Consider the following 18544-nt stretch of genomic DNA (forward strand, 5'->3'; position numbering starts at 1 on the left):
AAACCGTTGCCGAACGGAACGCAAGCTATCCTTCGACCCATTCCTTGCGCGGAATGCCGAGCAGGAGGAGTATGGCGGAAATATCCTCGCCGACGATCCGACCGTTCGCAGCGTCTTGCGCTGCGGGCTTCGCGCGATAGGCGATACCGTAATCCGCCGCCCCGATCATCGGAATGTCGTTGGCGCCGTCGCCCGTCGCGAGGATGCGTGCGCCCTCACCAAGTTTTTCACGCTCTTCCTCGAGCGTTTCGCGCTTGGTCGATGCGTCGCTGATGCGCCCTGCAAGCTTGCCGGTCAGCGTGCCGTTATCGACCGCAAGGCGATTGCCGACCACACGCTCGAAGCCGAGCTGCTGTGCGACCGGATCGGCAAAATGGTGGAAGCCGCCCGTGACCAGCACCGTACGGCATCCCCTGACACGCAATGTCTGCACGAGAGTACGCGCACCCGGCGTCGGCCGGATGCGTTCGGAAAAGCACCGGTCGATCGCGAATTCGCCCAGTCCTTCAAGCAAGGCGACCCGTTCGCGCAAAGCCGCCTCGAACTCGATCTCGCCCCGCATTGCGCGTTCGGTAATCGAGGCAACCTTGTCCTTGAAGCCGGCGAAATCGGCGAGTTCGTCGATACATTCCTGCCCAATCATTGTCGAATCCATGTCGGAAACGAACAGGCGTGGTACCTCTATCTCGTGATCGGCGATGAGCATGTCGCATGGCCCGAAATGCTCGGTCAGGATGCGCGCGACTTCGGCCCGGTCGCCATGCGGAAAGGAAATTTGCAGCGCCTCGCCGCAGAAATCGAGCATGGCCGCCATCGCTACTGGCGCATCAGCTTCGGCAAGCGCGGCGCTGGCTGCGTCGAGCCGGGTTTCCAGCCCTTCCTGCTCTGCTATCAGCCGGGCGATGAGCATCGTGAATTCCCCTGAATTGCCACCTATCGCGCTCATTGCAGGGCCTACCGCGAGCGGCAAGAGCGATTTGGCGGTTCGGCTAGCACAGGCGTTGGAAGCACGCGAAAAACGGGCCGCAGTGATCAATGCCGATAGCGCGCAGGTCTATGCCGACCTTCGTGTATTGTCCGCCCGCCCGAGCGAAGAGGAGATGGGCGGCATCGAACACCGCCTGTTCGGTACATGGGATGGAGCGACGCCTTGTTCAGCGGCTGACTGGGCGGCGTCGGCGAAGCGCGAGATCGCGGCGCTGCATGCCGAGGATGTCGTGCCGATCCTGTGCGGCGGTACCGGCCTGTATCTGCGCACCCTGCTCGAAGGCATCGCGCCCGTGCCACGAATCAATTCGGATGTTCGCAAGGCAGTCCGTTCCTTGACGCAGTCCGAGGCGCGTGCAGCTCTCGAAGCGGAAGACCCCGAGGCAGCGGGGCGTCTGGCCCCCGCAGATATGGCGCGAACGATGCGCGCCTTGGAGGTGGTGCGCGCAACCGGGCGCTTACTGAAAGACTGGCAAGCACAAAAGACTGGTGGCATCGGAGATAAGATCACCCTTCACCCTCTCGTCCTGCTGCCCGACCGTGAATGGCTCTATGAGCGGTGCGATCGCCGCTTTGGCCAAATGTTCGACGGCGGCGCGGTCGAGGAAGTCACGCTATTGCTCGACCGGGATCTCGATCCCGCGCTCCCTGTCATGCGCGCCATTGGCGTGCCGGAGATCTCGGCGTTCCTTCAAGGCGAACTATCGCGCGATGAAGCCATCGTCGCTGGCCAGACTGCCACGCGGCGCTACGCCAAGCGCCAGTACACGTGGTTCGCGCATCAACCACCCGTATGGTGGCCCCGTGTGAGCAATAATATGTTGGATATGGAAATAAGTTTTGTTTCTTTATTGCGCGAATAAGGTTGACAGCGTCTCTCTCGTTGCGCAAACAGGCGTCAGTCGGCCCGGCGCTACAGACCCCAGCGCCGGGCCGATCTGTGTCTGGTAACCGGAGAAGTCCCGTGTCCGAAGAGCGCAGCGGCGCCGCGATCCTGATCGAATGCCTGAAGCGTCAGGGTGTCGAATTCGTTTTCGGCTATCCCGGAGGCGCGGTCCTACCGATCTATGACGAACTCTTCGCAGATAGGGACATTCGCCACATCCTCGTACGCCATGAAGCCGGGGCGGCGCATGCGGCGGAAGGGTACGCCCGCTCGACCGGCAAGCCTGGCGTAGTCCTCGTCACCAGCGGTCCAGGTGCGACCAATGCGGTGACGGGTATTGCCGATGCCTACATGGACTCGATCCCGATGGTCGTCATCACCGGGCAGGTACCGACCGGACTGATCGGGACCGACGCGTTCCAGGAAGCCGATACAATCGGCCTCACGCGCCACTGCACCAAGCACAATTACCTCGTCAAAGACCCAGAGCGGCTGCGCGCCACGATCGACGAAGCGTTCCGCATCGCGACAACCGGGCGGCCGGGTCCGGTAGTGATCGACATCCCCAAGGACGTCCAGATCGCGATGGCAACTTGGAACGAGCAGGACACCGCTCCCCTTCCCTCGCACCGTTATGAACCGCGCCTCGCCGCCACGGATGACGAGATAGTGCAGGCCGCCGAAATGCTCGCCGCAGCGGAGCAACCCGTCTTCTATACCGGTGGCGGCGTCATCAATGCCGGACCGCGAGCATCCGACTTGCTGCGCGACCTGCAACGCCGCACCGGTGCGCCGGTCACCAGCACACTGATGGGCCTAGGCTGCTTTCCGGCGGACCATCCCGACTGGCTCGGCATGCTGGGCATGCACGGCACTTACGAAGCGAATATGGCGATGAACCGCGCGGACCTCATCGTCGCCATCGGTGCGCGGTTCGACGATCGGGTGACCGGGCGGCTCGATGCCTTCGCTCCGCAGGCGAAGAAGATACACATCGATATCGATCGTGCGCAGATCAACAAGATCGTGCCCGTCGATCTCGGTATCGTCGGCGACTGCGCGCATGTGCTCGAACAATTGCTCGGCGCGCTGGAGAACCGCAAGGCGCAGGACCTTTCGGAATGGAAAGCGCGCATTCTGGGCTGGAAGGCACGCGAATGCCTCGCCTATCCGGAAAGCCACGAGACGATCATGCCGCAAAAGGCGGTGCAGCGCCTGTTTGAGATGACCCGCGCGCGCGATCCGATAATCACCACCGAGGTCGGCCAGCACCAGATGTGGGCAGCGCAGTATTTCGGTTTCATGGGGCCGAACAAGTGGCTGACGAGCGGCGGCCTCGGCACGATGGGCTATGGTCTGCCCGCCGCCATCGGCGCGCAGCTGGGCAATCCGGATGCGCTCGTGATCGACATCGCCGGCGAGGCCAGCATCCAAATGAATATTCAAGAGCTCGCCACCGCCAGCCAGTACCGCTTGCCGGTGAAGATCTTCATCCTGAATAACGAGTATATGGGTATGGTCCGCCAATGGCAGGAATTGACCTATGAAAGCCGCTATTCGAACAGCTACAGCGACAGCCTGCCGGACTTTGTGAAGCTCGCAGAAGCTTATGGCTGGAAGGGCATCCGCATCACCGAGGAGGCCGGTCTTGATGGCGGGATCCATGCGATGCTCGACCATGATGGCCCCGTAATCGTCGACTGTATGGTGGCGAAGGACGCCAACTGCTTCCCGATGATCCCGAGCGGTGCGGCGCATACCGAAATGCTGCTCTACGGCGACAAGGTCGGCGGCACGATGGACGACGAAGCGAAGGCGCTGGTCTGATGAGAATTGCCGAACAAGCTAGCGAACGGCACGTCCTCAACGTGATTGTCGACAACGAGGCCGGGATACTTGCTAAGATTTCCGGACTGTTCACCGCGCGGGGCTACAATATCGATAGTCTGACCGTGGCCGATATCAGCGAGGATCATGCAATCAGCCGCGTCACGGTCGTCACAAATGGGCCGCCGCCGGTAATCGACCAGATCCGCGCGCAGCTCGAGCGATTGGTGCCGGTCCACAAGGTGATCGACCTTACCGAGGCCGGTCCGCACGTCGAACGCGAACTCGCGCTGATTAAGGTCGCCGGCACGGGTGACAAGCGGGTGGAGGCGCTGCGCATCGCCGAACTGTTTCGCGCCAAGGTCGTCGATACCACGACTGCAAGCTTCGTTTTCGAGCTGACCGGCGCACCGGACAAGGTCGACAGTTTCATCACTTTGATGCGAGAGCTTGGCCTCGTGGAAGTCGGTCGCTCCGGCGTGGTGGGCATGATGCGCGGGACGCAAACCGAATAACGTCGCCCCGGCGGAAGCCGGGGTCTCCAGACATAACGTGCGACCTGGAGGCACGAAATCTCGGCTTTAGCCGGGATGACGAACGAGGTGGAAATGCAAGTCTATTACGATGCCGATTGCGACCAGCAGCTGATCAAGGACAAGAAGGTCGCGATCGTCGGCTATGGCAGCCAGGGCCATGCCCACGCGCTCAATCTTCGCGACAGCGGCGTGGGCGAGGTCGTCATCGCGCTGCGTGAAGGTTCGTCCACGCGCAAAAAGGCGGAGAACGCGGGCTTCGAGGTCAAGACCGTAGCCGATGCCGCCGAATGGGCCGACGTTGTGATGATCCTAGCACCGGACGAGCATCAGGCGGCCATCTATGCAAACGAGATCGCGGGCAGGATGAAGCCTGGCAGTGCGCTTGCGTTCGCGCATGGGCTCAACATCCATTTTGGCCTGATCACCCCGCCGGGCGATGTCGACGTCATCATGATCGCGCCCAAAGGTCCGGGCCACACCGTGCGCAGCGAATATCAGAAGGGCGGCGGCGTGCCATGCCTCATCGCCGTATCGCAGGAAAGCAGCCAGACGGGCGGCAATGGCTATGCCAAGCAGCTCGCCCTGTCCTATGCCAGCGCGGTAGGCGGCGGGCGTTCCGGTATTATCGAAACGGACTTCAAGGAAGAATGCGAAACCGACCTGTTCGGCGAGCAGGCAGTGCTATGCGGCGGCATCACCGCATTGATACAAGCCGGGTTCGAGACGCTGACAGAAGCGGGCTACGCACCCGAAATGGCCTATTTCGAATGCCTTCACGAAACCAAGCTGATCGTCGATCTGCTATATGAAGGCGGTATCGCCAACATGCGTTACTCGATCAGTAATACCGCGGAATACGGCGACATCAAAACCGGTCCGCGGATCATTACCGACGAGACCAAGGCCGAAATGAAACGCGTGCTGGCCGATATCCAGTCGGGCCGGTTCGTGAAGGATTTCGTGCTCGATAATCAGGCGGGGCAGCCGGAGCTGAAGGCAAGCCGCAAGGCGGCCGCCGCACATCCGATCGAAAAGACCGGTGCGCAGCTTCGCGCGATGATGCCGTGGATCGGCGCGAACAAGCTGGTCGACAAAGACAAGAACTGAAACTTCGCTTTTAGGAACCGAGGAAGGAACGGTTGCAGTCTTGCGGCGGTTCAATTCGTAGCTGCGATCTGCAGCGGGAAAGATGCGCGCAGCCGTTGCGTCTTTCGGCGGTCAATTTCCCATAAGGAATAAGAGATGAAAAAAGCAATTTTGGCAGCTGCCCTGATGGGTGCGATTGCTGCGCCCGCGGCCTATCTTTCGGCACAAGATCCCGAGGTCGCCGGTCAAATGAACGCCTCGCGCGTCACCGCCGGCACCTATGCGACCGATCCGGCCCATACGCTGGTCGAATGGAGCGTCGGGCATTTCGGCTTCAATCCCTATTTCGGCCTGTTCGGCGATATCGAGGGCACGTTGCAGCTCGATCCGGCGAACCTCGGAGCCGCCAGCGTCGATATCAGCATCCCCATCGCTTCGGTTGCCGTGCCGAGCGAAGGGCTGCGCGACCATTTGCTACGCCCCGGGAAGGATGGCGGCGATCCCGATTTCTTCGGTGCGGAGCCTGGAATGGCGCGCTTCGTTTCCACTAGCGTCACTCCGCTCGGTGCCAATCGCGCGATCATCAATGGCACGCTGACCATGAACGGGCAAAGCGGCCCGGTCGCGCTCGTCACGCAGTTCACCGGTGCGGGCACCAATCCGATGAACCAGGCGGAAACGGTCGGCTTCACAGCCGAAACCACCATCCAGCGCTCGCAGTGGGGCATCGATTACGGCATCCCGAACGTCGCCGACGAGGTCGACCTCAAGATCAGTGCGGCTTTCGAAAAGCAGTGAGGCGGGATAGGCAGTCGCGATGAAACTTGCCGACTGCCACAACATCGATGATTTCCGCCGCCTCGCCAAAAAGCGGCTGCCTTTTCCGGTGTACGACTACATTGACGGGGCGGCGGACGACGAGACCACCAAGGCGCGCAATACCAGCGCTTTCGACCATGCCGATCTCGTGCCCGATGTGCTGGCGGGTGTCGGCGCTATCGATACCTCTTGCACGATCCTGGGCCGAAAGAGTGCGCTCCCCCTCATGCTAAGCCCGACGGCCTTGCAACGCGCCTTTCATACCGATGGCGAAATGGCGGTCGCAAGAGCCGCGGAAAAGTTCGGCGTGTGGTTCGGCATCTCTAGCCTCGCCACGCATTCGATCGAGGATATTGCCACGACAACGCAAGGGCCAAAGCTGTTCCAGCTTTACGTTCATAAGGACAAAGGGCTCAACGCATCGATGATTGAACGCTGCAAAGCGGCACGCTTCGGTGCGCTGGCGCTGACGGTCGACACCATCGTTTCCGGCAAGCGCGAGCGATGCCTGCGTTCGGGATTCACCACCCCGCCCCGCTTCACTCCGCGTTCGATCTGGAGTTATGCCACCCGTCCGCGCTGGACGCTCGATTATATATTCGGTTCGAAATTCCGCCTTCCCCAGCTTGACGGCTATGTGGCGGAGGGGACCGGCAAGGCGGTGAGCATCCAGGATTATTTCAACACCATGCTCGATACGAACATGGATTGGGATACCGCCGCACGCATCCGGCAGGACTGGGGAGGCACCTTCGCTCTCAAGGGCGTGATGAGCGCCGCCGACGCCCGCCGCGCGGTAGAGATCGGAGCGGACGCGATCATGCTTTCCAACCATGGTGGACGTCAACTGGACGGCAGCCGTTCGCCATTCGATCAGTTGCCCGAAATAGTCGACGCGGTCGGAGGCAAGATCGAAATCATTCTCGACGGCGGCGTGCGGCGGGGGACGCATGTCCTGAAAAGCATGGCGGCAGGTGCGACCGCGGTGAGTGGTGGACGCCTCTATCTTTATGCGCTGGCTGCGGCAGGACAGGCCGGCGTAGAGCGTGCTCTCGGTATCCTCAAAGACGAGATCGAGCGGGGAATGCGCCTGATGGGCATCACTTCGGTGGATCAGCTGACGCGCGAACGGCTGCGCTGGCGCTAGCGTCCCGTCGCGGCCTGCGAGGCGGCGACTACCCGCCCCGCATCGGCAAGCAAGATCGTGCTGGTCGCTTTGGCCAGGACCGCGCCATTGGCGTCCTTGAGGTGTCCTTCGTAAAAACTGGTACGCTTGCCGTGCCGCTCGAGCCAAGCTTCGGCGATGATCGGCCCGGGCCGGGTCGGCGCGAAAAAGCTCACCTTGATCTCGAGCGTCATCGGCACGATGCCACTACCGTTCTTTGCAATGGCGGCGTGCGCCATCGCCGCGTCGATCCAGCCAGTGATGAAACCGCCCTGCACTACTCCGCCCGAATGGCACTGCTCGCGCTTCGCCTCGTATTCGAGGCTCGCCCGTCCTTCCGGGTCGGTCGAAACAATCCGCACCAGCCCCATCGTGTCGTACAGCGAATGCCCTTCGGCCATCGGTCCCTCTCCTATTCCGCGCAATATAATGTCTTGCGATGCCGCGCACCGTTTCGCTTTACAACCCCTCCCAGCATTGGGCATAGCGGGTGCGTGATCGCAACGTCCGGCCTGCTTCTACGACTTACGCGCCCTTGGGCGTGAACTGCGGCGTGCCCGAACCGGCGTGCCGAGCGCCCAAGGGATAACAAGCCTCGAAGCCCCTGCCCGATCAGAGTACATCCCATGCCCATGCTGAGCGACCCTAGCGCCAAATACAGCGCCTTCCCCCAAGTCCCCTTGCCCGACCGGCAGTGGCCGACACGCACCATCTCCGCCCCGCCCCGCTGGCTTTCGACCGATCTCCGCGACGGCAACCAGGCGATTGTCGACCCGATGGATGCCCACAAGAAGAACCGCTTTTTCGATCTGCTGGTCGACATCGGTGTGAAGGAGATCGAGGTCGGCTTTCCCAGCGCAGGCGCGACCGAGTTCGACTTCATCTCCGGCCTTGTGAAATCTGGCCGCATTCCGGACGATGTAAACGTACAGGTCCTGACGCAAAGCCGCGAGGACCTCATCCGCACCAGCTTTGCCAGTCTTGCCGGGGCGCGTGCGGCGATCGTCCATCTTTACAATGCAGTAAGCCCGGCCTGGCGCGAACAGGTCTTCAATATGAGCTGCGATCAGGTGCGCGACATTGCCGTGACAGGCGCGAAAGTGATGCGCGACGAGGCTTCGGCGCATCCCGATACCGATTGGCATTTTCAGTACAGCCCCGAGACCTTCTCGACCGCAGAGCTGGATTTCAGCCTTGAGGTTTGCGAGGCGGTGATGACGGTTCTCGCACCGACGCCCGAGCATCCGATCATCCTGAACCTGCCCGCCACGGTCGAGGCAGCGACGCCGAATATCTATGCGGATCAGGTCGAGTATTTCATCCGCCACCTCCCTAATCGCGAGAGCGCCGTCATTTCGCTTCATACCCACAACGATCGCGGCACGGGGGTCGCTGCGGCGGAACTGGCTTTGATGGCGGGCGCGGACCGGGTGGAAGGCTGCCTTTTCGGCAATGGCGAGCGGACCGGCAATTGCTGTCTCGTGACGATGGCGCTCAACATGTACACGCAGGGCATCGATCCCGCACTCGACTTTTCCGACATCGACAGGGTGATCGAGACGGTCGAATACTGTAACGAGTTGCCCGTCCACCAGCGCCATCCTTATGGTGGCGAACTGGTCTACACCGCCTTTTCCGGCAGCCATCAGGACGCGATCAAGAAGGGCTTTTCCGCGCGGGAAGCGCAGAACGATCGCGAATGGCGCGTGCCCTATCTCCCGATCGACCCTGCCGATCTCGGCCGCAGTTACGAGGCGGTGATCCGCGTCAATTCGCAGAGTGGAAAGGGTGGCTTCGCGTGGGTGCTGGAGCAACATCAGGGCCTCAAGCTGCCCAAGAGGATGCAGGCCGATTTCAGCCCGCACGTCCAGCGTATGGCCGACGAACTGGGCCGCGAATTGAACGCCGCCGATATCTGGCGTGCATTCCGGGAGGCGTATCACGTGCAGTCTTCGCCCAAGCACTTCCAGCTGGTCGATTACGAGGAACGCCGGGCGGCGGACGGTACGCGACTTTTCACAGGTACGATCGCCGTGGAGGGGCAGGAGCAAACAGTGTCGGGTCGCGGCAACGGTCTTATTTCGAGCGTGCTGTCCACGATCGAGGAAGCGTTCGGCCTGTCACTCGAAGTGGTCGATTACACCGAGCACGCGCTCACCACGGGGCGCGACAGCCGTGCTGCCGCTTATCTCGAATGCCGTGACCAGAATAGCCGCACGATCTGGGGTTGCGGGATCGACGAAGATGTCGCGACCGCCAGCGTGCGCGCCGTACTTAGCGCTGCGAACTCGGCCGTCGGTTAGATATCGGGCAAATCCTGACTGGCGAAACCCCAGCCTGACAGCGCCTTGCTCTGTGCCCTGTCGAGGAGGCGCTTCGCATCGTCGATGGAGTAGGGCTTGGCGTCCTTCATCGCTTTGAGTTCGTTCCAAGCGATCGGCACTGCAACCGGCGCCCCCTCGCGGGCACGGGCTGAATAGGCGACGACGGCAGTGGAACCGCGCTGGTTGCGCAGCCAGTCGATGAAGATTTTTCCCTTGCGCTTGGCCTTGCTCATCGTTGCGGTAAAGCGGTCCGGTTCGGCGAGCGACAGGGCCTTGGCGAAGCGGCGGGCGAAGTCCTTATGCGCCTCCCATGAATGCCCCGGCGTCAGTGGCACGACGACATGCACGCCCTTGCCGCCCGATAGCATGGCGAAGCTGACGAGGCCGATGTCCGACAATCGATCGCGAATGTCCGTGGCTGCCGCCTTGACGTCATCGAAGTTGAGGTCCTCGTCGGGATCGAGGTCGAAGATCATGCGGTCGGGCTTTTCGACCGCCTCGCTGCGCGATGCCCAGCCATGGAATTCGATCGTCCCCATCTGCACGCATTGGAGGAGACCGCGTGCGTCCTCGACGAACAGGTAATCCTCGTGGCCGCTGTCCTTCTCCGCGATGGAAACGTGCCGCACCCTGTCGCCGAACGATCCACTATCGTGTTTCTGGAAGAAGCACTTGCGCGCCCTCCCCTGCGGACAGCGCACCAGGCTGATCGGGCGATGACCGGCGAAGGGCAGCATGATGCCGGCGACCGCTTCGTAGTAATCGGCAAGCTGCCCTTTGGTCTGTCCACTTTCGGGAAAAACTACGCGGTCGCGGCTGCTGATCTTCACCTCGGTCGTTTCGGTCGGAGCGGTGTCGCTCTTTTCCGGTGTGACCTCGCTCGCATCCTTGTCGCCGCGCAGAGCAAGATAACTGCCGTGGCGAATATTTCCGTCGCCAGTGAATTCGGCGAACGCAATCTCGGCGACTAGGTTAGGCGTCAGCCATGTCACGCCCCGCGATGACGGTTTGTCGACCTCGGCTGGCGGCGTCTTTCGCTCCAGCCGCTTCATTTTCGCCGCAAGATCATCGAGGTCGTCGGCGGTGAAACCGGTGCCGACATTGCCCTTATAGACCAATTCCCCATTTTCGTGCTGCGCCATCAAAAGCGAAGCGAAGGGCCTGCCTTTCGCGCCAGATTTCTTCCAGCCGATGATCACGAACTCCTGTCGCCGCGTGCATTTAACCTTCACCCAGCGCTTCGACCGGCTGCCGGAATAGAGGCCGTCGATGGTCTTGGAGATGATCCCTTCCTGCCCGGCGTCACACATGCTTCGGTAAAGCGTTTCGCCCGCGCCGATCACATGGTCGGCCACGTGGATCGGCGGCTCTGCAGTACCGAGCAACGCTTCGAGCCGCTCCTTGCGCTCGATGTTCGGCAATTTGGCGAGGTCGTCGCCATCGAGTTCGAGCAAGTCGAACCCGTGAAATGCGAGCTTGTCGGATTGCGATTGCGAACCGTGACCTCGCTTCAATACGCCCTGCAGCGTCGAGAAATCCGGATTACCTTTCGCATCGTAGGCAACGATTTCCCCGTCGATCAGGCATGACGGCAGGTCCAGCGCAGCGAATGACTTAACAAGCGGCGCAAACTTGTCAGTCCAGTCCTTTCCGCTCCGGGTATAGACGCGCACTTCGTCGCCCTTCGCGGCAATAAGGGCGCGATAACCGTCGAACTTGATCTCGTGCATCCAACCATTGCCGGCGGGCACCTCGTCTACCAGGATGGCGAGCTGCGGCTTACGGAATCTCGGCAACGGCGCAGCCTTGCGTTTGCTACCCTTTGCTTTCTTCGCATTATGCGCGCCGGCCTTCTCCATCTGCGCAAGAAAGGCATCGTCCTTCTTCCCGGCGAGCGGAAACTCACCCTTCTTGTCCGCCGCGATTTCGGCCATCGAGCGCCCGGTAAGCACACTGGTCAACTCGCGTTCAATAAGCACATCGCCTTCCTCGGCGTGCTCGTCCTGCAATTTGCGCAACAGCCAGTTCTCGCGCTTCTCGCCCGGTTTCTTCTTCAGGCGGATCAGCAGCCACTCGCCTTTCATGCGCTCGCCATCGAGCGTAAAATGAAGGTGGCCCTTGTCTAGATCCTTCGCGCTCTTGCCTTCGATCGGAGCCCAGCTTCCCCTGTCCCACAACATCACCGTGCCGCCGCCATATTCACCTTTGGGGATGGTCCCCTCGAATTCGGCATACGACATGGGGTGATCTTCAGTGCGCACGGCGAGGCGCTTGATATCGGGATCGGGCGATGGTCCCTTGGTGACCGCCCAGCTTTTCAGGACGCCACCGACCTCCAGCCGCAGATCCCAGTGCAGCCGCGTCGCATCGTGCTTCTGTACGATAAAGAGATTGCCGCTGTCGCTCTCCTTCGCCTTGCCCGAAGGTTCGGGCGTCTTCTTGAAATCCCGCTTAGCGTTATATTCCGAAAGAGGATCGGACCGCGCCATCGCCTAGGCCGACTTTTTCGACTTGGACGATTTCTTCGTTTCCGGTTTCTTCTCGTCGCCGACGGATTTCTTCAGTGCCGCCATCAAATCAATAACATTGCCGGACTTCCCACCCTCCGGTTCGTCCGTATCCTCCAGAACCAGTTTGTCGCTTTTCGACTTCGCCTTCTTATCGATCAGTTTTCTCAGCGCCTCGACATAGCGATCCTCGAACTCGCTCGCATCGAACGGTGCCGTTTTATTATCGATCAAGGTGGTGGCGAGATCGAGCAATTCCTTCTGCGGTTTTTGCTCCTCGATCTCAGAAAAGAAGGCCTGCCCCTTTCGCACTTCGTCGGCATAGCGCAGCGTTTCGAGCAAAAGCCCTTTGCCACACGGTTTGAGCGCGACCAGTTTCTCCTGCCCGCGGATCGAAAGCTGGCCGAGCCCTACCTTGCCCGCCTTGCGCAATGCCTCGCGCAATACGACGAAAGCCTCTTCTGCCAGGTCGTCCTTTGGCGCCACGTAATAGGGTTTTTCGTAATAGAGCGGATCGATTTCGCTCGCATCGACGAACTGAACCAGTTCCAGAGTCCGCTTGCTCTCGACCTTGACCGCTTCGATCTCCTCGTCCTCGAGCAGCACGTAATTGCTTTTCGAAAGTTCGTAGCCCTTAATGATATCGTCGCGGTCGATCGGGCCGATGCCCTGCACGACCTTTTCATAGGACACACGTTTACCCGACGGTTCGTGGATCTGGCGAAAGCTGATCTTCGCGCCGGTCTTCGTCGCCGAATAGATCTCCACTGGAATGCTCACCAGCGCGAGCCTGATCTGTCCCTGCCAATAGGCGCGTGCGGCCATTCTGGTCCTCCTTGCTGGTGGAGTCAGCGCTTCACCGCCCCAAAGGTTTCGCGTCCGAAGCAGTACTTGCCCTGCGGCAACGCGATCGCGTTTGCCTACACTCCCGCCCCCTGCTAGCCGCCGCGCCGTTTCTTGAAAGGTGCTCTCATGTCCGACACTCGTAGCCCGGAAATCAAAAAGGTCGTCCTTGCCTATTCGGGCGGGCTCGATACCTCGGTCATCGCCAAATGGCTTGAAGTGGAACGCGGATTGGAAGTCGTGACTTTCACCGCCGATCTCGGCCAGGGCGAGGAGATCGAACCGGCGCGCGAAAAGGCGCGCGCGATGGGCATTCCTGACAAACATATTTTCATCGAGGATTTGCGCGAAGAGTTCGTGCGCGATTTCGTCTTTCCGATGATGCGCGCCAATGCCCGCTACGAAGGCGACTACCTCCTCGGCACCAGCATCGCTCGCCCGCTGATCTCCAAGCGCCTTGTCGAGATCGCACGCGAAACCGGAGCCGATGCGATCGCCCACGGCGCGACAGGCAAGGGCAACGACCAGGTCCGCTTCGAGCTTAGCGCCTACGCCCTCGCGCCCGACATCAAGGTGATCACCCCGTGGCGCGAATGGGACCTTACCAGCCGCACCGCCCTGATCGCTTGGGCCGAAGATCATCAAATCCAGGTACCGAAGGACAAGCGCGGAGAGAGCCCATTCTCCACCGATGCGAACCTGCTGCACACCTCCTCCGAGGGCAAGGTGCTGGAGGATCCCTGGGAGGAGACGCCGGACTATGTCTATTCCCGTACCGATCATCCCGAAGATGCGCCTGACACGCCCGAATATATCGAGATCGGCTTCGAACAGGGAGACGGCATCTCGCTGAACGGCGAGGCGATGAGCCCGGCCACCCTGCTTTCCGCACTGAACGACCTCGGCCGCAAGCACGGCATTGGCCGGCTCGATCTGGTCGAGAACCGGTTCGTCGGCATGAAATCGCGCGGCATGTACGAGACGCCGGGCGGCGAGATCTACGCCCGCGCCCATCGCGGTATCGAGCAGATCACGCTGGACCGCGGCGCCGCGCATTTGAAGGACGAGCTGATGCCGCGCTATGCCGAACTGATCTATAACGGCCTGTGGTTCAGCCCCGAACGCGAGATGCTGCAGGCGGCGATCGATCTCAGCCAGCAGCGAGTCGGCGGCACGGTTCGGCTGAAACTCTACAAGGGCCTCGCCAGCGTGGTGGGCCGAAAGTCGCCTAACTCCTTGTATTCCGAGGCGCACGTGACGTTCGAGGACGATGCGGGAGCCTACGATCAGAAGGATGCGGAGGGGTTCATCAAGCTCAATGCCTTGCGGCTCCGCCTCCTGGCACAGCGGGACCGGTAAATTCGGTTCGCCCCAATTCGGCCTCAAAGCGCGACGAACCGTTGCGCTCCCGGGGCTGGCGGCGGGCCGAATTAACGACTCTCGCGGAACGCTTGGGTAAACCCCTCCCCGGACGAACGGAGGGTTTACCCGATGAACAACCGCATGCTTCGCGCGGCGCTTTTTGCCGCGGCTGTCGCTTTGCCCAGCACTGCCGGGCACTCGCAGGACGCCGCGCCGCGCGCCGCGGTGCCGCAATTCGAGCAACATTTCGCGACCTATGCCGAACTGCACGATGCGCCGCTGCCGGGGCGCAATGTCGTCAACCTCGACAGCTTCGATGCGCCCGTCGAAACGCAGCCGGAGACCACGCCGATCGGCAGCGGGACCGCCTCGTATTACGGGCGGAAGTTCCACGGTCGGCGCACCGCCAGCGGCGAGGCGTTCGACATGAACCAAATGACCGCCGCGCACCGCACCCTGCCCTTCGGCAGCCGCGTGCTGGTGACCAATCCGCGCACCGGCGCCTCGGTCGTCGTCACCATCAACGATCGCGGGCCGTTCCACGGTAGCCGCATCATCGATGTGAGCCGCGCCGCCGCCGACGAACTGGGCATCACCCGCCGCGGCAAGGGCACGGTGGAACTGGCGCTGCTCGAAAGCTGAGCGCCGCCCCTAACCCCTACCCTTCCAGATCGTCGAGCGCCGCATACAGCTCGTCCTCGTTCGCGATCTGCCACCATTCGGGCACCCCGGCCTCGAACGCGGTGAGCTGGCACGCCTCCGCATCGCGACCCAATTGCCACGGCTGCGACGCACCGCGCGGGCGTTTCGCGTCCATTTCGCGTAGCGTGCGGCCCAGGGGCGGGATGTACTCGCCATTCTCCCAATGCGCAGGATCGTCCATATCCGCCTCCCATTCGGGATAGCCGGCGGGCGGGATGCGCCGCGCCCAAGAGCCTTCGGAGAACTGGTCGTCCAGCGGATCGATCAGCACCCCCTCCCCGTTCTCGTCCTCCCGCTCGATCCATTCCGCCGCATCCCCGTCGTCTTCTTCGGAAGCGGCAGTGTTGGACGATGAGAGGATCGCGCGCCCCGCTTCCCTACGCGATGGAACGGGTGGAACACGGTCCTGCGGCGAAACCGGCTCCGCCAGCGCCTCTCCGCGCGACAGGCTATTGATCGCCGCGTCCAGCGTGGCGAGACCGGCAGCGATGTCGGGGCGGGCCTCCAGCCGGTCGAGCCGCGCGAGATGGGCGAGCAGCAGGCGGTCGGAATAGCGCCGCCGCCGCGCGACCTCCTCGCCGTGATAGAACACCGCCTCCTCCCAGCCGTTGAGCGCCCGGTCGGCCAGCACCTGCTCGGCATGGTCCCGCGCCGCGAGCAGCGCGCTGTCCCACGCCCGCGCGAACGCCGCCGAGCCCCGCCGCGCCCGATAGGCCGTCTGCGCCGACACCCGCGCCGCCCGCGCCGCGAGCCGGACATTGCCGGATAGCTGGAGGCTTTGCAGGAACTCGGCCTGCCGCTGGGGGGAAAAGACGGTAAAGCGCTCGGTCTGCGGCGCGGCGATGTCGATGGTGGTGAGGGCGTTCATAAGCGCTCCAAAATATCAGTTGTCATTTGATCTCCTTGCCAACTAGATAGATTGTAGGAAATCGCCCTCAAATTTAATTGCGGATTATTCGTCTTGCCAAGCCTTCAGCGAATTGCGCTTTATCTCCTCTTCGACTCGATTGAAAATGACCTTGTGGAAGCATTACGATCTATTCCACCCGAAGACCTCAATCTTACAGAGAACGAATTGCAAAAAGCAAAAAGTGTTCTAATTAGGAGATTCGAAGGTAATTTAGATCATGAAGACTCTTTTGATCTTGTTTATGGTTTAGACCTTGGTCAGAAATATGACATTCTTTTGCGGAATGCTGTATCTCTGAAAGATGATTACGTTAATTACCTAAAATCTTTAAAGCCGAATATTGGAAAGGCGTTACCAGTACGAAACGCGATCATGCATGGTCGGCCATTAACAATTGACGAATACAGTCTCGGATTTTCTTTTGCTCAAGATTTACTTCGTCGTCCGGGATTTTGGCCGATACTTTCAAAATCCTATTCGGAATACAATCAAAACCCAGAAAAGGTCTGGTCGAAATCAGTCAGTCTTCTCGATGATCCTACAGAATTCGGAGTTCTACATAATCTTCCTATTCCAGATTACGAGGATACCGGTTTTCTAAAAAGACCCGATCTTGAAAGAGAGCTCAAGCAAAGAATACTTGGACGCTATCCCGTAATTACTGTTCAAGGGGATGGCGGGAACGGAAAGACGGCCCTGACTCTTCAAACGGTTTGGAACCTAGTAGAATCTGACGACCACGATTTTGACCTGGTCCTGTGGTATTCGGCCAAAACCTCATCATTGACCGCTAAAGGCGTCCAAGAAATAGAGTCCTCCTACGTCGACTCTTTATCTATTGTGAGGGAAATTGCGACTTATGGCGACGACAAACAAGAGCCTTTTGAAAGTTTATTGAAAGTATTAACAGAAAACAAGATACTTTTGATTATTGACAATCTGGAAACCGTTACAGGTCCCCATATTGAACGATTGGTGAAAAATGTTCCGGGCGATAGTAAGCTGGTTTTGACATCACGTGTCCCAGTTTCCGGTGACCTTCCAATCTCAGTGGGCGAGTTTTCTGAATCGGAGGGCTTACGATACCTTAGGTCCCTTGTGAAAGCACATGGTCTTAAAAACTTTGAAATAAAATCCAATGCTGACCTTAGAGGAATAGCGAGAAGACTAGGCTGCAAACCACTCTTATTAAAGTGGTTTGCTTTAGGAGTGAAAAGTGGCGCAAGTCCTGAAAGGATTTTAGCAGACCCGAAAGATGCGGTACAGTTTTGTCTAGAGAATGTAATGAACCGTTTATCGGTAAATTCGAAGGCCGTAATGGATGTCCTTGCCTCCGTTTCTGATGGACTTTCTCCATCAGTCATAGGTGCCATTCAGGGATCATCGCCTCAAGCCATTGAAGATGGGCTAGCTGAATTGTCACGCTACACGCTAGTAGATGTTCAGGATCTACCAAACTCTGAAAGAGTATTTCGCCTTCGTCCATTTGTACGCACTTATGTCATACGGATTATTCGTCCGAATAGAGACACGCTTTCGTCGTACTTTAAAAAGTACAATCGAATTAAAGCTCGTTTCGAGCAAAGCCGCGCCCGTCAGAAATTCGATAAGTACACAGCAAGCAATCTCATAGTCAGAACGCACGGTGAATCAGTTGCATCTGAAAAAATCCGCCATCTAACTAAGAAACTTCTTCAGGGTGATCTGTCGGGAGTGGAAGAGGGAATTTCGCAACTAAAGATATCTGATCCCGGCTACTTTGAGATTTATAGATTTGAAGCTTTCGCTGCCTTTACGTGGTCTGATATCCCAAGATCGATTGATGCTTACGAAGCGGCTCTCGAATATGGCGAAAGCCAGCCCCAATTGCATTTTTTCTTTGCAGGAATGCTCGCTCGGTCTGATGACTCCGATAGAGCCGCTGAAGAATTTGCAAAAGCTCTAGAACTCGATCCGGAGGCCTCTCCTGTTTTGAGGGAGGCAGCCCGATGTGAAATGCGCCGGACGAACTTCGACGTAGCTTTTAATTATCTCAGTCGCGCTGATGAGTTATCAGGTGATTCTCTGAAAGAATCTGTTTTGATAATCGACCTGTGGGTACAATATTTTCAGAGAAAGACAGATTACCTGGTTAATAATGATGCTTTAACAAGCGCCAATTATACGTGCGGAGAAATGGTAATCTATCTTGAGAAAGTGGATTTGCGACTTTTTGATCGTGTTATAATCGACCATATCCTAAAGATAGAACCGTCTTTACGGACCCTAAAAATGGAAACAAGGATCGAAAACCGTAACGCTTTTCAGCTTGATGAGTGGATAGCTTTAAACATTCTCGAAAAACACAATTTTGGATTTGAAGATGGAAAGTTTATTGGAGGTTTGAAGGAAAAAGGTCGTCGAGATAATTTTGGCTTTCTGGTCGATACCAATGGGCGTGAGTTTTTTATCGCGGCTGCAAACACCAGCCCTACTGTATGGCGTTGGTTGAACGAAAACAATCCTGTCGAGTTTTCCGTTCGAACAAAGAATGATGGCCGGAAAGAGGCGTTTAACGTTTCTAGATTGGAGCGGTATTAGAGGGAGGGTT

General features: G+C 59.2%; 15 protein-coding genes. 10 read left to right on the forward strand and 5 right to left on the reverse strand.

The window, feature by feature from the left end:
- Window positions 1-25: 25 nt before the first annotated feature.
- Window positions 26-910, reverse strand: a complete 885-nt coding sequence (gene serB / locus E3U23_RS04365) for a phosphoserine phosphatase SerB (RefSeq protein ID WP_279349979.1) — start codon at window positions 908-910, stop codon at window positions 26-28.
- On the opposite strand from serB, the gene miaA reads away from it, so the two are divergent.
- From miaA to E3U23_RS04395, 6 genes are all read left to right on the forward strand, one after another.
- Window positions 903-1850: a tRNA (adenosine(37)-N6)-dimethylallyltransferase MiaA gene (gene miaA / locus E3U23_RS04370; protein WP_279349980.1), complete on the forward strand. Its 948-nt coding sequence runs from the start codon at window positions 903-905 to the stop codon at window positions 1848-1850. The genes serB and miaA overlap by 8 nt on opposite strands.
- Before the next feature lie 101 nt (window positions 1851-1951).
- Complete coding sequence (gene ilvB, locus E3U23_RS04375; protein WP_279349981.1) at window positions 1952-3700, forward strand: biosynthetic-type acetolactate synthase large subunit; 1749 nt, start codon at window positions 1952-1954, stop codon at window positions 3698-3700.
- Window positions 3700-4215, forward strand: a complete 516-nt coding sequence (gene ilvN / locus E3U23_RS04380) for an acetolactate synthase small subunit (protein ID WP_279349982.1) — start codon at window positions 3700-3702, stop codon at window positions 4213-4215. Before ilvB ends, ilvN begins: the two co-directional genes overlap by 1 nt.
- Window positions 4216-4308: 93 nt before the next feature.
- Window positions 4309-5343, forward strand: a complete 1035-nt coding sequence (gene ilvC / locus E3U23_RS04385; protein WP_279350251.1) for a ketol-acid reductoisomerase — start codon at window positions 4309-4311, stop codon at window positions 5341-5343.
- Window positions 5344-5478: 135 nt separating this feature from the next.
- Window positions 5479-6120, forward strand: coding sequence for a YceI family protein (locus tag E3U23_RS04390; RefSeq protein WP_279349983.1), 642 nt, complete (start codon window positions 5479-5481; stop codon window positions 6118-6120).
- A 19-nt stretch (window positions 6121-6139) separates the two neighbouring features.
- Window positions 6140-7288: an alpha-hydroxy acid oxidase gene (locus E3U23_RS04395; RefSeq protein ID WP_279349984.1), complete on the forward strand. Its 1149-nt coding sequence runs from the start codon at window positions 6140-6142 to the stop codon at window positions 7286-7288.
- Here the strand turns inward: E3U23_RS04395 and E3U23_RS04400 are convergent.
- Window positions 7285-7707, reverse strand: coding sequence for a PaaI family thioesterase (locus E3U23_RS04400; RefSeq protein ID WP_279349985.1), 423 nt, complete (start codon window positions 7705-7707; stop codon window positions 7285-7287). The genes E3U23_RS04395 and E3U23_RS04400 overlap by 4 nt on opposite strands.
- A 225-nt stretch (window positions 7708-7932) precedes the next feature.
- Here E3U23_RS04400 and leuA point away from each other — a divergent pair, with 225 nt between their 5' ends.
- The gene (gene leuA / locus E3U23_RS04405) at window positions 7933-9609 is read left to right on the forward strand and encodes a 2-isopropylmalate synthase (RefSeq protein WP_279349986.1); all 1677 of its coding nucleotides are present in this window, start codon (window positions 7933-7935) and stop codon (window positions 9607-9609) included.
- Here leuA and ligD read toward each other — a convergent pair.
- A complete protein-coding gene (ligD, locus tag E3U23_RS04410; RefSeq protein WP_279349987.1) occupies window positions 9606-12119 on the reverse strand; it encodes a DNA ligase D in 2514 nt (837 codons plus the stop codon). The genes leuA and ligD overlap by 4 nt on opposite strands.
- Window positions 12120-12122: 3 nt before the next feature.
- Window positions 12123-12962, reverse strand: coding sequence for a Ku protein (locus E3U23_RS04415; RefSeq protein WP_279349988.1), 840 nt, complete (start codon window positions 12960-12962; stop codon window positions 12123-12125).
- A gap of 147 nt (window positions 12963-13109) precedes the next feature.
- Here E3U23_RS04415 and E3U23_RS04420 point away from each other — a divergent pair, with 147 nt between their 5' ends.
- Window positions 13110-14339: an argininosuccinate synthase gene (locus E3U23_RS04420; RefSeq protein ID WP_279349989.1), complete on the forward strand. Its 1230-nt coding sequence runs from the start codon at window positions 13110-13112 to the stop codon at window positions 14337-14339.
- Between the two features lie 132 nt (window positions 14340-14471).
- The gene (locus E3U23_RS04425; RefSeq protein ID WP_279349990.1) at window positions 14472-14984 is read left to right on the forward strand and encodes a septal ring lytic transglycosylase RlpA family protein; all 513 of its coding nucleotides are present in this window, start codon (window positions 14472-14474) and stop codon (window positions 14982-14984) included.
- A 16-nt stretch (window positions 14985-15000) separates the two neighbouring features.
- Here E3U23_RS04425 and E3U23_RS04430 read toward each other — a convergent pair whose 3' ends face one another.
- Complete coding sequence (locus E3U23_RS04430; protein ID WP_279349991.1) at window positions 15001-15912, reverse strand: hypothetical protein; 912 nt, start codon at window positions 15910-15912, stop codon at window positions 15001-15003.
- Window positions 15913-16005: 93 nt separating this feature from the next.
- Here E3U23_RS04430 and E3U23_RS04435 point away from each other — a divergent pair, with 93 nt between their 5' ends.
- Window positions 16006-18534, forward strand: a complete 2529-nt coding sequence (locus E3U23_RS04435) for a hypothetical protein (RefSeq protein WP_279349992.1) — start codon at window positions 16006-16008, stop codon at window positions 18532-18534.
- Window positions 18535-18544: the final 10 nt, after the last annotated feature.

It is taken from the genome of Erythrobacter litoralis (assembly GCF_029760855.1).
Classification (GTDB): domain Bacteria; phylum Pseudomonadota; class Alphaproteobacteria; order Sphingomonadales; family Sphingomonadaceae; genus Qipengyuania; species Qipengyuania litoralis_A.

Coding starts and splice junctions, on each gene's coding strand:
- serB (WP_279349979.1), bottom strand. CDS start 910: ATGCTCATCGCCCGGCTGATAGCAGAGCAGGAAGGGCTGGAAACCCGG.
- E3U23_RS04425 (WP_279349990.1), top strand. CDS start 14,472: ATGAACAACCGCATGCTTCGCGCGGCGCTTTTTGCCGCGGCTGTCGCT.
- E3U23_RS04415 (WP_279349988.1), bottom strand. CDS start 12,962: ATGGCCGCACGCGCCTATTGGCAGGGACAGATCAGGCTCGCGCTGGTG.
- leuA (WP_279349986.1), top strand. CDS start 7,933: ATGCCCATGCTGAGCGACCCTAGCGCCAAATACAGCGCCTTCCCCCAA.
- E3U23_RS04430 (WP_279349991.1), bottom strand. CDS start 15,912: ATGAACGCCCTCACCACCATCGACATCGCCGCGCCGCAGACCGAGCGC.
- E3U23_RS04390 (WP_279349983.1), top strand. CDS start 5,479: ATGAAAAAAGCAATTTTGGCAGCTGCCCTGATGGGTGCGATTGCTGCG.
- E3U23_RS04420 (WP_279349989.1), top strand. CDS start 13,110: ATGTCCGACACTCGTAGCCCGGAAATCAAAAAGGTCGTCCTTGCCTAT.
- ilvC (WP_279350251.1), top strand. CDS start 4,309: ATGCAAGTCTATTACGATGCCGATTGCGACCAGCAGCTGATCAAGGAC.
- ligD (WP_279349987.1), bottom strand. CDS start 12,119: ATGGCGCGGTCCGATCCTCTTTCGGAATATAACGCTAAGCGGGATTTC.
- ilvN (WP_279349982.1), top strand. CDS start 3,700: ATGAGAATTGCCGAACAAGCTAGCGAACGGCACGTCCTCAACGTGATT.
- E3U23_RS04400 (WP_279349985.1), bottom strand. CDS start 7,707: ATGGCCGAAGGGCATTCGCTGTACGACACGATGGGGCTGGTGCGGATT.
- E3U23_RS04395 (WP_279349984.1), top strand. CDS start 6,140: ATGAAACTTGCCGACTGCCACAACATCGATGATTTCCGCCGCCTCGCC.
- miaA (WP_279349980.1), top strand. CDS start 903: ATGAGCATCGTGAATTCCCCTGAATTGCCACCTATCGCGCTCATTGCA.